Source organism: Providencia sp. PROV076, assembly GCF_028483405.1.
GTDB classification, from domain to species: Bacteria; Pseudomonadota; Gammaproteobacteria; order Enterobacterales; family Enterobacteriaceae; genus Providencia; species Providencia huaxiensis.
Genome location: NZ_JAMPRR010000029.1, coordinates 1 through 14,107 on the forward strand (window position 1 = coordinate 1; position 14,107 = coordinate 14,107).

The following is a 14,107-nucleotide window of genomic DNA, read 5'->3' on the forward strand; positions in this document are numbered from 1 at the left end:
CCACGTGCTTTACGCACCGTGATCAGCCATTTGGAAAATGTTATGTTAAGGAGCTAAAGAGTTGAACTTGCCATACTCATGCAGTTGGATTTCGTTGAGATCCGTCAGATGCCTTTCTGCCATAATCTAAATAAAAAAACTAAAGGTTTTAATAAGTGTGAAGAGTATGGCTTAATTATAAAAATATTTATATTTTGCTAAATAATATGATTGCTATAACGTTTAAAATATAGATTAATATAAGTGTTGATGGTGCTTGAAAACTATTTTAACAATTTATTTATCTTAAATAAGAATAATGAAATATTTAATTAATATTGATCAACTAATGGATAAGAAGTGGTATATTATCTAGTATATTGTTTCTGTATGTTAGTTCAGGATAAATTGATAAAAAGGCAGCATATAATGCACAATATCTTATCACTAGATAGTGATAATTTCTCAAATATACTTTACCCTTTAGGGTCGCAAGGCCATCAGACGGTTGTCGTTTATTTTTCGGCATCTTGGTGCTTGCCTTGTAAAAATATGAAACCTATTTTTACTAAACTTTCTGAATATTTTCAAGAAAATAACATCATTTTTGGCATTGTTGATATTGCTCAATCTCCTACTTTGGCACCTCAATATGGTATAAAATCAGTGCCGACAATTGCGGTTTTTCAAGATACTCGGTTAATCGATATTATTGCAGGAGAAATGCCATTTAATAAGGTACTAATGGAATTGGAAAAAACGCTCAGTAAGCGTTAATATTCAGCGAATATATTTAATAATAATGATAAGACATTCATAATGTTAATACTGATATTAGAAGGGTTATTGATAGGCTGTCTACTAGGTTTGACGGGAGCTGGCGGGGGAATTCTTGCTGTTCCTGCTTTAATGGCAAGCCAAGATTGGAGTGTAGCATTAGCTGCACCTGTCGGGCTTTTAGCTATTACAATAGCGGCTTTTATTAGTGTTATTCAAGGGCTTATAAAAAAGAATATTCGCTATAAAGCGGCTATTTGGATAGCACTACTGAGTATTCCTTCTGCCAAGTATGGTATTTATCTTGCCCATATTGTTCCTCCAGTTTGGTTAACTCTTATTTTTAGCCTTGTTATGCTTTATGTCGGGGGGCGTATATTTTTCAATAGGGTTGATGAGCAAAATGATGCACATTGTTTAATTAATACTGAAACTGGGAAATTTATTTGGAACACTAAAACAGCGTTAATCTTTGGGGGGATTGGTGTCATTACAGGGTTACTTACTGGTATGCTAGGTGTCGGTGGTGGTTTTATTATTGTTCCTGCATTGCGAAAGTTCACTAATTTGAATATGAAGAGCATTATTGCAACATCGTTAATGGTTATTTTCTGTATTGGTAGTATTAGTATTTTCATTAATGTCTGGAATGGGTTCCAATATCCTAGAGAAATTAGTGTTGTTTTTATTGTTTCATGTGTCATTGGATTATTAATTGGTCGGTTAATAACACATTATATTTCTAATAAAACCATTCAAATGCTATTTTCAAGTGTTGTCATCTTTGTCGCTTTAGGATTGATCTCATCAGTATTAATTGAGTTAAATGTCATTTGAAATAAATTTCAAATATCAGATTATTAATTAAATTTTTATAATTTATGCTGTATGTCACTATTTTGAATTATCAGTCACTTATTCTTCTTAAAGAAAGTGAAATTGATTTATCTTCAAGCTCAAAAAGGTATAATGAACCATCGCATTTTTCTACCCTGATAATAGTGCAATGGATTACTAATATATTCTTCTGGGTAATCATTAAAGGTTGACTAGTATAATTATGACAAAACAAGATAGCTCAACAACGATAATTGATATAGCTAAACGTGCTAATGTAACGGATATTACTGTCTCTAGGGCATTTAATCATCCTGAGATGGTAAAGAAGGAAACTCGGGATAAAATATTAGCTATAGCGCAAGAACTCAATTATGTGCCAAATCTTTTTGCACGTAATCTGAAAAATAAAAATAGCCGCATAATAGGTGTGGTTACTGATAGTACATTTAACCCTTTTTATGTCGTACTGATTCAAACGGTCTCACGTTTAGCGAAAGAAAAAGGCTATCAAGTCATGATTTTCGATTCAGATAGCGATGAAAAAGCAGAAAAAACAGCAATCGAAACGTTAGTCAGCTACAAAGCGAGTGGGATCCTACTGTCGCCAGTTCGTGATGATAAAGACTATCAACCAAGTTACTTATCATTAATTGACCAACATAATGTGCCTTTAGTTTTTGTTGACCGTTCAATTTATGGTTATCAGAATAAGTATTCGGGGTTGTTTTTGAAAAACTTTGAAATTGGCGCTTTAACAGGAAAGTTTCTTAACCAGCAAAATAGTGAAAATACACTTATTGTTTCAGGGCCTGAAGGATCTGAAATTAGTTTGTCTCGTTTAGCGGGTATATATGAAAACTTTCCAAATAGAAAAAATATTAATGTCTTATACAGCAGTTATATGTTTAATAAGAATGATGAAGATTATCTAAGAAAAAAAGTTCAAGAGCTTTATACGCCTAATATGTATATTGTTGGGCTGAATGGAATTATTACGGCAGGGATGTATAAAATTATTTTAGAACTAGGACTTTCTTGCCGTTATTTCTCTGTAGATTTACCACCCTATGCAGATACTTACCATTTATCTATTTCTGGTGTACATCATGATTCGGTATATCTTGGTGAATTAACAACAGAGTTATTATTTTCTGAGATAGAGCGAGATTCACATAAAGATCATAAAACAAAACAAATATTTGTTGATGGAAAACTTGTTGTTTATTAATAATATTTAGAATTAAAGTAGGTTATGATTTTTATATACTCTAAAGAATTCGAGTTGTATGTAAGTGCAATCGACATCCATACAATTTGAAGCATGAAAAATGTAAATAGGCAGGTAGCGATACCTGCCTATTTTAATGGCGATGAAGGACTATTAATTTAGCGTTTCATTGAGCTAATTAATGTCGCACCCCAAATAATTAGGCCTTTTACAATATATTGAACATAAGGTGAAATACCTAATAAATTTAAACCGTTATTAAGTACACCTAAGATCATTGCGCCTATGAGTGTGCCAATGATCATACCACGGCCTCCTGCTATTGAGGCGCCACCGAGTACGACCGCAGCAATCGCATCTAACTCAAAGCCTACCCCTGCATTGGGTTGCCCACTCATTACTCGAGAGGTAAATATTAACCCAGCGAATGCAGCAGTAAAACCGCTAATGACGTAAACTAACATTTTATAACGTTCAACGCGGATACCACTGAGGCGCGCAGCTTCTTCATTACCACCAATGGCGTAAATATAACGGCCAAAAGAGACATGATTTAGTACAACATAGAAAATAAGATAAAGGCCAAGCATTAATAAAATAGGAACTTGAATTCCCATTAATTCTTCGCGTCCCCAAAAAGCAAACTCTTGAGGTAATCCTGACACTGGGTAGCCACCGGTATAAATTAAGGCTAGCCCTTTAGCAATAATCATAGCACCTAAGGTGACAATAATTGGTGGCATTTTACCATAAGCGGCTAAAATTCCATTAATGAAGCCAAAAGCAACACCGGATAATAAACCCAGAGCAATTGCGGCGTAAGGGTCCATTCCATAATACTTCATTAAGCCTGCCATCAAGGTTCCAGAAAGCGCCATAACAGCACCAACGGACAAGTCAATTCCACCTGTTAAGATAGCAAATGTCATACCGATAGCGATAATGGCATTAATAGAAACCTGACGAGCAATTGTCGAAAGGTTATTTACAGTTAAAAAATGTTCATTAAAAATGGACATGCAGACAAATAAAAGAATTAAACCAACGAGTGGTAAAAATGCAGGTATTTTTGTTAGCTTAGAAAAACTAAATTTATTTTTAGTTAATGGAATTGCACTTTGATTAGACATAGTCGTTATCCTATATAATATTGCCGGCCGCATGTACCATGATCTGAGTTGAGTTTATTTCGTCTCCAGTTAACTCAGCGGCAATTTCACCATCTCGAAAAACCAAAACTCTATCACTGACACCAATAACTTCTGGTAGCTCCGATGAAATCATAATAATGGAAATTCCTTTTTCAGTTAGAGAGCGCATTAATTGATAAATTTCTGATTTTGCCCCAACATCAATACCTCGAGTGGGTTCGTCGAAAATAAGAATTTTGGCTTGTTTATTTAGCCAGCGAGCAATAACAACTTTTTGCTGGTTTCCACCGCTTAAAGTAGAAACTGCAGTGTGAGGCTCTGGTGTTTTAACTTTTACTTGGGAAATTAAATCAATAGATAAAGTGAGTTCTTTTTTGTTTTGAATTAAAAATAATTTTTGAGCGTGATTGTTTAGCCATATATTTTCTTTAACGGAAAATGGCAATACAAGTCCTTGAGTTTTTCGGCTTTCTGGTAATAAACCGATACCTAATTGCAGTGCAGTCGCAGCTGATTTAACTTTAACTTCTTTGCCTTCTAAAACAACTTTTTTCTTGTAAGCCTTATCAGCACCAATCATGGCAAGAATAGTTTCTGTGCGACCTGAACCGACTAATCCAGCAAGCCCTAAAATTTCACCTTTTTTTAATTGAAGGTGGTTAGTTGGGCTATATGAAAAACGCTGAACTTCCGCATCTAAGATGACTTCTTGCTCGTTGAATTGGCGTTTATGAGGGTAAATATTTTCAACTTCACGGCCAACCATCATTTCGATAATAACGTCTAAATCTGTTTCATCGACCTTACGCGACCCTATATATTGTCCATCGCGTAGTACACTGATGGTGTCACAGATTTCATAAATCTCTTCTAAATGGTGGGAAATAAAAAACATTCCAACCCCTTTAGCTTTTAAATCGCGCATTACATCGAATAAATGGTTTGCTTCATTGGGTGTTAATGTCGCAGTTGGCTCATCTAACACTAAAATCTTAGCATCCAAAGACAGTGCTTTTGCGATTTCAACAAACTGTTGTTCTGCAATACTTAAATGACTAATGGGCTCATCAATATTAATGTTTACACCCAGTTCAGCTAGGATTTCCTGCGATTTTTTTCGCATTAATTTTCTATCTAATAAACCAAACTTATTTTTCAACTCTCTATTTAAAAATATATTTTCAAAAGCATTTAAATAAGGAATAAGAGAAAATTCTTGGAAAATAATACCTACGCCTGCTTTTATTGCATCTCTGTAGTTATGAAAGGTGTGTTCTTTGCCTTCAATCAGAATTTGTCCGCTATCAGGTTTATGTATTCCACATAACACTTTCATTAGCGTTGATTTACCTGCGCCGTTTTCACCTAATAATGCGTGAACCTCCCCTTTTTCTAGGGAGAGATTAATATTATCTAACGCCTTAACCCCAGGGAAAGTTTTACTGACATCTTTTAATGCTAATAATTGCATCATATTGCTTCCCTATATTTCTCAACTGCTTAAAAATGGGTAACAAAGCCATTTGGAATTTTTATTCCAATATGCATTTAATAATTAATATTTATGAAAATGTATTGCACCGAACATCAGAAATACAGGTGCAATACATTGGTTATTGATAACTAACGATTACCAGTGAAAGTCTTTAGCATTGGTTTTGTCGATCAATTTAACATCAATTGGGACTTCTTTAGGGACATTGGCACCCCAGTATTTTGCTAAGCCCATAGCTAAACCAATACGAACTTGGTCACGAGGGAATTGCGCCGAAGTAGCAATAAATGGCGAGTTACCTTTGGCAATTTCAGCAACCGCTTCAGGAGAACCGTCAACACTCACCAATTTGACATCACGACCAGAGGACTCAATCGCCGCTAACGCACCTAAAGAACCGACATCGTTAACACTGAAAATCCCATTGAGCGTTGGGTTTGCTTGCAACATGTTTTCTGTCACGTTCATTGCGGTATCGCGTTCTTGTTTACCGTTCAATTTAGTTACGATTTTAATATTCGGGTATTCTTTCATCGCCGCTTCAAAGCCGCGAACGCGCTCAAGAATTGGCACAACAGGGATACCATCTAAAATTGCCACTTCGCCTTTGCCGCCTAATGCTTCACCTAAACGTTTACCAGCCATTAAGCCAGCATCATAGTTTTTAGAACCAACGAAAGAGTCAATTGGGCCATTTGCTTGGGCATCAATAGCGATAACAACAACTCCCGCTTTTTTCGCTGCCAGTACAGCCGTTTCAGCACCCACGCTATCTGCCGGGTTAATTAACAGAATATCGATTTTTTTCTGTAACATATCTTCGATATCACTGGTCTGTTTTGATACATCATGAGCCGCATCAGAAATGTATAGTTGTGCGCCCATATCACCCGTTGCGCTCTCTAAGGCTTCTTTCATGGTGACAAAATATTCATTGTTTAATTCTTGAAATGACATGCCCACTGAAACTGGCTTAGCGGTAGCGTTAAATGTCATACCTAAAGTCAGTACACTTGCAACTACAGCTAACTTTTTAAATTTACTCAGCATAAGATGTTCTCCTAAAAGAGCGTTTAATTATATGTAGGGTTTTTACTTATTTAGTGTTTATTTGAATTATCAATTATTACTACCAGTTAAAACATGTTTATGGCTTGATGACGACTTTAATTGAGTCTGCCGATTTCGCCATGACAAAGGCTTCTTCCCAATCATCAATGGAATAGAAGTGAGTAACGATATCATCAGCGCTAACTAAGCCACGGCTAAATAGGTCAATAGCGACTTCATAACTATATGGCCCTAAGTGAGCTCCGCGGATATCGAGTTCTTTGCGGTCACCTATGATTGACCAGTCAACCGTTGTTTCTTTACCAAATACGCTGAATTCCACGAAACGGCCAAGTTTGCGGATCATTTCTAGCCCTTGAGTGACACCAATAGGCGCGCCCGTTGCTTCAATATAAACGTCACAGCCATAGCCTTCCGTCATATCTTTGACTAGCTTAATGGCATCTTCTTTCAGTGGGTTGATAACGACATCTGCACCAAATTTTTTTGCTAATTCAAGGCGTTCATCAATCGCATCAATGACAACCAGTTTTTTCGGTGTTTTTAATTTTGCGACTTGGATCATACACAGCCCGAGTGGGCCTGCACCAGCAATGACGACGACGTCATTTAAATCGATATCACCACGGCGTACTGTGTGGATAGCACAAGCCATTGGTTCAATTAATGCGGCATCTTTATCAGACAGTTCATCAGGGATTTTATGGATAATGGCGCGTTCTGAAAAACGCATATATTCAGCCATACCACCGTCGGCAACTTCTTTTTGGAAACCGTAAATATCATGAGTTTCACACATCCAGTATTTGCCTGATTTACAGAAACGGCATTCCCAACATGGGACAATTTGTTCAGCTAAGATCCGGTCGCCTATTTTTAATTTAAATTTTTCAGCAGAACCTTCACCAAGTTCAGCAACACGTCCGTAAAATTCATGGCCAGGAACAACGGGGGCTTTTATCCATGGATCATCTCCCCAGAACATCTGAGCGCCATCATTGGCTTTGCAGTCGCCAGCACAGATCCCACATCCATCAACTTTAATGACAACTTCTCTAAATCCTGGTGCCGGCCTTTTAATGTTTTCAAAGCGATAATCATGTGGACCATGACAAACAACCGCTTTCATTTTTTCAGGTAGGTTACTCATGTTCTAAGACCTCTTTCTAGTTGTTAACCCTAATGTTGACGTCAACATTAAGCGTTTTTTTATAACGCATTTGCTTTAGTTTTTTAACGCTTAACTATGAACAATGTATGTATGTAAGAAAAATGGTTATTTAATGTTATAGATAAAATAAATTTTTTTTAATATGACGACGTCGTCATTTTTGAAAGTAAGTATCTTAAAAACTAAAATTTGTGATTCAAGCCCTAATTTTAGTCACTTAATTGAGTACTTTCATTGGGAAATGAGACTGCCGAAACTGAATCTGTAACATGATGAAAATCATGATAAAAATCTTAATTCATTCCTTATTTTGTTTTTTTAGAAATGAATATGAAGCCGAGTATAATTATTTTAACTATTTTCAGAAGCGGATAATTCATGCAAAAACATTTCAGCTCACACTTTTGAATGAAAACAAATTTAAACTACATTTAATAAAGAGATATTGAATGGCTAATAGGCCATTATTTTTAATTTATAAAATTTAATTTAAAAAATTAAATAGAGTAATGAGCCATTTTGATACGCTGTCATAATATTTTTTGCAGATATACCTATAGGTATGAAAAAAAATAGCTTTATACCTCGTAATTGTATTTTACCAATTAAACAAAGTATAAAGCTAAATAGAGCCAAAGTTTAACTTCATTTTGTCAATAAAATCATTTTATTACAGCGTAAAGGGTGTGAGGGAGACTCACACCCTAGTGCTAGACAATCATTGGTGCAATGATAAAGCCGAAGGCGACACCGGCAATAATTCCACCTAGCCCTGGTAACATAAAGGGATGATTTAAAATATATTTTCCGACTCGAGTAGACCCAGTAGAGTCGAATTCAATGGCAGCTAATGATGTTGGGTAAGTGGGTAAGACAAATACCCCGGTGACGGCGACAAAAGAGGCCAAAATTGCCCATGTCGGGACATCTAAGGCAATGGCTAATGGAATTATTAATGGTGTTGTGGCACCTTGTGAATATAACAAGGCACAGGTCAAAAACAGAACTAAAGCCAATAAAATAGGATATGCAGATAATACATCTCCCGCGATGGCCTTGATTTGGTCCATATGGGCATCAACAAAAGTGGTACCTAATGTCACAATTCCGAGGATCACTGCAAGAGAACTCATTCCTGAGCGGAATGTTGGTGCTAATACAATAGAATCAGGTGATGTTTTACAGAAAACCACCATCAAACATGCTGCACTTAGCATACAAATGATGATGATATCTCGTGTTCCCATCGGCTTACCGATATCAAAACCAGGACGTAATTGTGGGAATGCAGCGAGGATCACGATAGCAATCGTGGCAATAATGAATAGAACAACAGAGAATTTTTCTCTCGTTGTGCTCTCGCCTTTTTTCTCTTCATATTTATGAACTAAGCCTTTTTGTAAACGTTCTAAATAGACCTCATCGTTTTCAAGTTCGCAGCCTTGACGTGATGCAATAAAAGCGGCAACCATGGCAGCAACAAAAGAGGCGGGTAAACATACTGACATGACAACGATAAAAGTGATGCCATTACCTTCCATGATTGTCAACATCGCTGCCATTGCTGCACTGATTGGAGAGCCCGAAATAGCAATTTGTGAGGCAACCACTGAGCCTGCTAATGTTCTAGATGGTCGGATACCCGAATCTTTCGCAATTTCTGCTATCACAGGCAGCATAGAAAACACAATGAAACCTGTACCAGCCATGATAGTCATCACCCAAGTGGTGATTGGCGCTATAATGTTTAGATACTTAGGATTTTTACGCATAAATTTACTGGCTAGGCGGACTAGATAATCCATCCCGCCCGCAGCTTGTAATGCAGATGCTGCTACCACAACCGTCATAATAATCAGAATAACATCAACAGGTGGTGAACCTATAGGTAAACCAAATCCGATAGTTAATACCGCTAATCCTAACCCACCGCAGAGTCCTATACCTATTCCGCCCATGCGTATACCAAAGAATATTGCACCTAATACAACAATGATTTCTAGCCAAACCATAATCGTCTCCAATAGACAATATATTGTCATTAGTAATATTAAAAAATTAATTTTTGATAGTTGATATAAGTTAAATATTTTTATTTATCATTAAATTTTGTTTTCCGACTCTGTTTTCATACCAGTGAATACTTGCTCTGACTAATGAGCTGGTTGAGTCAATATATTTATCTGGATAACTATTAATTTCATTTTCAAGAATGACGGGAACCTCGGTGCAGCCAAGTGCAATAATTTCGGCACCTCGGGAAAATAAAATTTCAGCTTGCTGTTTCATAATGGATTCAGCAATTTTTTTATTTCCTGATTTTAATAAATAAATGCTTTCCATTACATTTTCTTGGCTTTTTTTATCAGGAGTAATGCAGTTTAAATGTTTATTCTCTATGTTTTTTTGATATAGTCCCATATACATAGTGGCATTTGTTGCAAGTAATCCGATATTTTTTTTCTTGGTTGCTAGTACTTCTTTCATTGTCGTTTCAACAATGCTTAGCATGTCGACATGGCAAGCTTTTTTTAGTTCACTAAACCAAAAATGTGCTGTATTACAAGGTATAACAATACATTCGGCCCCGGCACTTTCTAGTTTCTTTAAATAGTCAGTCATTAAAGGTAAAGGTGATTCACCATGGTTTAATAGCGCTTCTGTTCGATCCGGTATATCAGGAATAGATGATATAATTAAAGGGATATGCTCTTGGTCTCTATTTGCTACGGTATAGCTTACAAATTTATTAAATAAATCAACAGTAGCGGCAGGCCCCATACCACCTAATACACCAATTAAACCTTTCATTTTAATACCCCTGCATTTCATTAGCCTTTTTATAAAATAAAAATCAATAAATGCTTATCTTTCTTCATTTATTTAACATATTGGTTAATATTCAAGTGATTATTAACTTACTTATTGCTGCTTAACTTGTGGTTAATATTTATCAATGTTTGTCTTGGATGAGAAATGCAAGTAAGTATGGTTTGATGCAAGATACGCATTAAGAACTTTTATTCAAAATAAAAATATTTTTATAAATTGCTCTGAAGGCCTGAATAGACTAGGTTTTATGAATTAAATAAATTAAATGAAAATTATTTTTGATTTTTGTTAATGTTTTAAATGGTAGGGCTATGCATAATACAAATAACGCTATTACAAATTTAGCTTTGTTATTTAACTAGTCATTAACTCAAAATATCAATAAAAATACTTTTAGTTTTTTATATTTTAACAGCAAGTCAATTTAAGGCTTAATAAGATGAAAAATATAGAAACAAAATGGCTATATGATTTTTTAACTCTAGAATCATGTCGACATTTTTCTCATGCAGCAGAACAGCGGAGTATTTCTCAGCCCGCATTTAGCCGTCGTATTAAAGCTTTAGAGGAAGCCATTGGCGTTGAATTATTTGATAGAACGACTTCCCCTTTACAGTTGTCTGAAGAGGGCAAAATTTTTCATTCTCAAGCGCGTAGTTTATTACAACAACTGGAATGTAACTTAAATGAACTATCCGGTCACAATGTATTGAGCCTACCGAATATTAAAATTGCCGCCGCTCATTCGTTGTCACTGACATTACTGCCTAAATTGGTTCATGGGCTGTCTGGTTACGGTGAGGAGTTTGTTTACCATGTTGAAGCCATTGATGTGGTACAAGTTGTGAACGCATTGAGAGAAGGAAAAAGTGATTTTATTATCTCATTTTATGATGAGGATTTAATGCAATCTCCATTTTCCTCATTGAATGTATTTGAATCTGAATTATATCCAATTTGTGCAGCGGATGAGCATGGTAAGCCGCTATTTGATATCTATCAACCTCAAGTGCCGTTGCTGAATTACACCAGTGCTTCATATATGGGAAGGTTAGTTAATCGTCGGTTAAGTGAGTTTGGTGCGATCAATTCGAAAACACTTTTTATGTCATCAATGAGTGAGTTACTAAAAAATATGGCTTTGGATGGCCATGGCATTGCATGGTTACCCATTTATTCCGTAGTGAATGAATTGAAAGAAAAAAAACTGGTTTGTTTGGATACGCCTGAATTAACAATACCTATCCAAGCGTACATCTATCGCATGGATACACGACTAAATAAAACCGCAGAGGACTTCTGGCGCATTTTGAAAAAGAATATTCCAGAGGATTTACGGAATTTATAGTGGGAAAGGTAATTTATAGGTAAATAACCTGCGAATGTAAGCAGGTTATTTAAGCTCATATGAAAAGATAGCACCTTGAAAAGAAGAGGGTTAGTGATCTAGAGAAACAGAATGCACATAATCTAACTGTTTTAAGGAACAGTAAAATTCAGGTAAAGTGATTTTTTGGCGTACTAATAGCTTTAAATTTACCTCGACGCGCTCTTTCTTGATATCTCTGATGGTGAGATTCTCAATTAAGTCTTTGTGACTTTTTAGGTACTCAATAAGTAAGGGAACCCCCTTTTCATGAGTAAATAACATACGAACTTTTATTTTTCCTAATTTTTGATTTTTCATCTGAAATAACGCAACTTGCGGGCTGAGCTGTATTGCTAAGAAAAAAAGAACTGTAACGATGACAGCATGCCAGTAAAACCCTGAGCCACAGGCTATTCCAACACCGGCTGATGCCCAAACTATGGCTGCTGTTGTTAAACCTGAGATTGCATCATCGCGACGATGTAATATAACTCCAGCGCCTAGAAATCCCACTCCACTAATTATTTGTGCAGCTAATCTCATCGGGTCGCTACGTATATTGTCAGAGATATTGGCGTAATACTCCGCTGACTGAATAGAAACGATAGTTAATAAACAGCTGGCAACGGCGATAATGACACAAGTTTTAAAACCAACAGGTTTTCCCTTTGATTCACGTTCTAAGCCAATTAAGCCGCCTAAAACAAAGGCGGCCAGTAGTTTAGCGATACTTGATAGTGATAAAGGGCCAATGGTGTCAACAAACTGTATAAATAAATCCATGGCTTGCTCCTGACGTAGGCTTACTCTTTCCTTGGTTTTTACTGTGTATACTCGTAACCCCTCAAGTTGCAGCGGTGTTGACTACACTCAGCTAGCCGAGCCACATAGTTTATCTCTATTCCCCGTCTATCTTCGCTTGTCGCCTACCTGCAACTCGAATTATTTGGGTATAGCAACGTTACTTACTGCTTTTTCACCTTCGTTATTTTTCTTTTTAGACACATCATCTTTAAAGAAGAAGATAAAGAAAACAGTGACAACAGCGGCGACGATAGCTGGGTAATGCCAGAATGTTTCCCATTGTGGTAATGCCGCGCTACCCGTCTCTGTGACAGTTGAATTAAAGATTTCACCACAAATTGTTGAAGCAAATAGCAAACCGAAGCCATTTGAAACAATAAAGCGTAAACCTTGAGCTTGTGCTCGTATCTCTGGTTTTGCTTTACGGTCAACATAGATATCACCGGCAGTAAAGAAGAAGTCCCAGCATAATCCTTGAAGCATCAATCCGATAATAATGAAGTAAAAACCGGAATCTACCGCAGCATAGGAGAATAATATTGAGCGAATAATCCAACTCACCGCGCCAAGAAGTAAGGTAATTTTGAAACCGAACTTCATTAAGAAGAAGGACAGAACGAACATAAACAGGACTTCACATGCAATACCAATTTGCATGATAGATGCCGCATTATCGAATCCAAGTGTTTTAATAAATACAGGAATATAAGCGGAGTAAGCTGTTTTGGGTATCATTAATACAAAGATGCTAAACATTAAGATAGCGAAATAGCGGTCTTTAAATAATGAAAGTGCATCTAAGCATAAAATATCTCTAGCGGAGAAAGGCTTACCTTTCGCTTTTGGTGGTGTATTTGGCAAAGTAAAGCAGTAGAAACCCAGTAATACAGCAACAGCGGATGCAATATACCAAGTCATGGTACTACCCGAGAAGCCCATTTCCCCTAATATAAATCCGATAGCCATAAAACCAAATGTACCGAATACACGAATAATAGGGAAATATTTCACGCCATTGATATGAGAGAAGCTGATGCTATTAGAGAGTGCAGTTGTTGGATAAAACAGTAGCCCAATAATAAAAATCATAAACAAGGTCATACCGCTATTTTGTGCCTCAATAAATTGAGGAACACATAGAATAACGACCGCATTAATTAAATGCAGTGTTCCCATTACCTTTTGTGAGGCAAAGAAGCGGTCTGCAACCATACCAATAAATAAAGGAGAAATAATGGTTGCCACGCCTAATAAAGCGTAAGCATTACCAATAATATTTGCCATCCCATAAGTACTTAACACAAGTCCCATGGTCATATTCCATGCGCCTTGCATGAAATATTGCACAAACATCATAATCAGTAAGCGAGAGGTTATTTTCATGTCCATG

The 14,107-nt window shown here is 36.3% G+C and carries 12 protein-coding genes; 4 read left to right on the forward strand and 8 right to left on the reverse strand.

Annotated elements, in window-relative coordinates; translation table 11 throughout:
* The first annotated feature begins 369 nt into the window (after positions 1-369).
* The 3 genes from PSF67_RS16955 to PSF67_RS16965 all read left to right on the forward strand — a co-directional run bounded on the left by PSF67_RS16955 (position 370) and on the right by PSF67_RS16965 (position 2,824).
* On the forward strand, positions 370-756 hold the full coding sequence (locus PSF67_RS16955) for a thioredoxin family protein (RefSeq protein ID WP_102139477.1): 387 nt from the start codon (positions 370-372) through the stop codon (positions 754-756).
* 42 nt (positions 757-798) lie between these two features.
* Entirely contained in the window at positions 799-1,593 is a 795-nt protein-coding gene (locus PSF67_RS16960) for a sulfite exporter TauE/SafE family protein (RefSeq protein ID WP_102139476.1), read from the forward strand.
* Positions 1,594-1,816: 223 nt separating this feature from the next.
* On the forward strand, positions 1,817-2,824 hold the full coding sequence (locus PSF67_RS16965; protein WP_102139475.1) for a LacI family DNA-binding transcriptional regulator: 1,008 nt from the start codon (positions 1,817-1,819) through the stop codon (positions 2,822-2,824).
* A 158-nt stretch (positions 2,825-2,982) separates the two neighbouring features.
* Here PSF67_RS16965 and PSF67_RS16970 read toward each other — a convergent pair whose 3' ends face one another.
* From PSF67_RS16970 to PSF67_RS16995, 6 genes are all read right to left on the reverse strand, one after another.
* Positions 2,983-3,954, reverse strand: a complete 972-nt coding sequence (locus PSF67_RS16970; RefSeq protein WP_004905244.1) for an ABC transporter permease — start codon at positions 3,952-3,954, stop codon at positions 2,983-2,985.
* Positions 3,955-3,964: 10 nt separating this feature from the next.
* Positions 3,965-5,449 carry a sugar ABC transporter ATP-binding protein gene (locus tag PSF67_RS16975; protein ID WP_102139474.1) on the reverse strand — a complete coding sequence of 495 codons (1,485 nt, stop codon included), beginning with the start codon at positions 5,447-5,449 and terminating at the stop codon, positions 3,965-3,967.
* Positions 5,450-5,605: 156 nt separating this feature from the next.
* A complete protein-coding gene (locus tag PSF67_RS16980) occupies positions 5,606-6,466 on the reverse strand; it encodes an ABC transporter substrate-binding protein (RefSeq protein ID WP_375373115.1) in 861 nt (286 codons plus the stop codon).
* 151 nt (positions 6,467-6,617) lie between these two features.
* Positions 6,618-7,691 (reverse strand): zinc-binding dehydrogenase, encoded by a 1,074-nt coding sequence (locus PSF67_RS16985; protein ID WP_102139472.1) that lies wholly within the window; start codon positions 7,689-7,691, stop codon positions 6,618-6,620.
* A gap of 731 nt (positions 7,692-8,422) precedes the next feature.
* Complete coding sequence (locus PSF67_RS16990; RefSeq protein WP_094963063.1) at positions 8,423-9,724, reverse strand: anaerobic C4-dicarboxylate transporter; 1,302 nt, start codon at positions 9,722-9,724, stop codon at positions 8,423-8,425.
* A gap of 70 nt (positions 9,725-9,794) precedes the next feature.
* Complete coding sequence (locus PSF67_RS16995; RefSeq protein WP_272677307.1) at positions 9,795-10,523, reverse strand: aspartate/glutamate racemase family protein; 729 nt, start codon at positions 10,521-10,523, stop codon at positions 9,795-9,797.
* Between the two features lie 460 nt (positions 10,524-10,983).
* Here PSF67_RS16995 and hypT point away from each other — a divergent pair, with 460 nt between their 5' ends.
* A complete protein-coding gene (gene hypT / locus PSF67_RS17000) occupies positions 10,984-11,892 on the forward strand; it encodes a hypochlorite stress DNA-binding transcriptional regulator HypT (RefSeq protein WP_102139470.1) in 909 nt (302 codons plus the stop codon).
* A gap of 90 nt (positions 11,893-11,982) precedes the next feature.
* Here the strand turns inward: hypT and PSF67_RS17005 are convergent, their stop codons facing one another.
* Together PSF67_RS17005 and PSF67_RS17010 are read right to left on the reverse strand one after the other, a co-directional pair.
* A complete protein-coding gene (locus PSF67_RS17005) occupies positions 11,983-12,696 on the reverse strand; it encodes an MgtC/SapB family protein (protein ID WP_102139469.1) in 714 nt (237 codons plus the stop codon).
* Between the two features lie 159 nt (positions 12,697-12,855).
* Positions 12,856-14,106 (reverse strand): MFS transporter, encoded by a 1,251-nt coding sequence (locus PSF67_RS17010; protein ID WP_195698261.1) that lies wholly within the window; start codon positions 14,104-14,106, stop codon positions 12,856-12,858.
* Between the last annotated feature and the right edge of the window lies 1 nt (position 14,107).

Excerpts from the sequence above, each read along its gene's own strand:
- PSF67_RS16955 (WP_102139477.1), top strand. The coding sequence starts at position 370 with ATGTTAGTTCAGGATAAATTGATAAAAAGGCAGCATATAATGCACAAT.
- PSF67_RS16960 (WP_102139476.1), top strand. The coding sequence starts at position 799 with ATGTTAATACTGATATTAGAAGGGTTATTGATAGGCTGTCTACTAGGT.
- PSF67_RS16965 (WP_102139475.1), top strand. The coding sequence starts at position 1,817 with ATGACAAAACAAGATAGCTCAACAACGATAATTGATATAGCTAAACGT.
- PSF67_RS16970 (WP_004905244.1), bottom strand. The coding sequence starts at position 3,954 with ATGTCTAATCAAAGTGCAATTCCATTAACTAAAAATAAATTTAGTTTT.
- PSF67_RS16975 (WP_102139474.1), bottom strand. The coding sequence starts at position 5,449 with ATGATGCAATTATTAGCATTAAAAGATGTCAGTAAAACTTTCCCTGGG.
- PSF67_RS16980 (WP_375373115.1), bottom strand. The coding sequence starts at position 6,466 with ATGACATTTAACGCTACCGCTAAGCCAGTTTCAGTGGGCATGTCATTT.
- PSF67_RS16985 (WP_102139472.1), bottom strand. The coding sequence starts at position 7,691 with ATGAGTAACCTACCTGAAAAAATGAAAGCGGTTGTTTGTCATGGTCCA.
- PSF67_RS16990 (WP_094963063.1), bottom strand. The coding sequence starts at position 9,724 with ATGGTTTGGCTAGAAATCATTGTTGTATTAGGTGCAATATTCTTTGGT.
- PSF67_RS16995 (WP_272677307.1), bottom strand. The coding sequence starts at position 10,523 with ATGAAAGGTTTAATTGGTGTATTAGGTGGTATGGGGCCTGCCGCTACT.
- hypT (WP_102139470.1), top strand. The coding sequence starts at position 10,984 with ATGAAAAATATAGAAACAAAATGGCTATATGATTTTTTAACTCTAGAA.
- PSF67_RS17005 (WP_102139469.1), bottom strand. The coding sequence starts at position 12,696 with ATGGATTTATTTATACAGTTTGTTGACACCATTGGCCCTTTATCACTA.
- PSF67_RS17010 (WP_195698261.1), bottom strand. The coding sequence starts at position 14,106 with ATGGACATGAAAATAACCTCTCGCTTACTGATTATGATGTTTGTGCAA.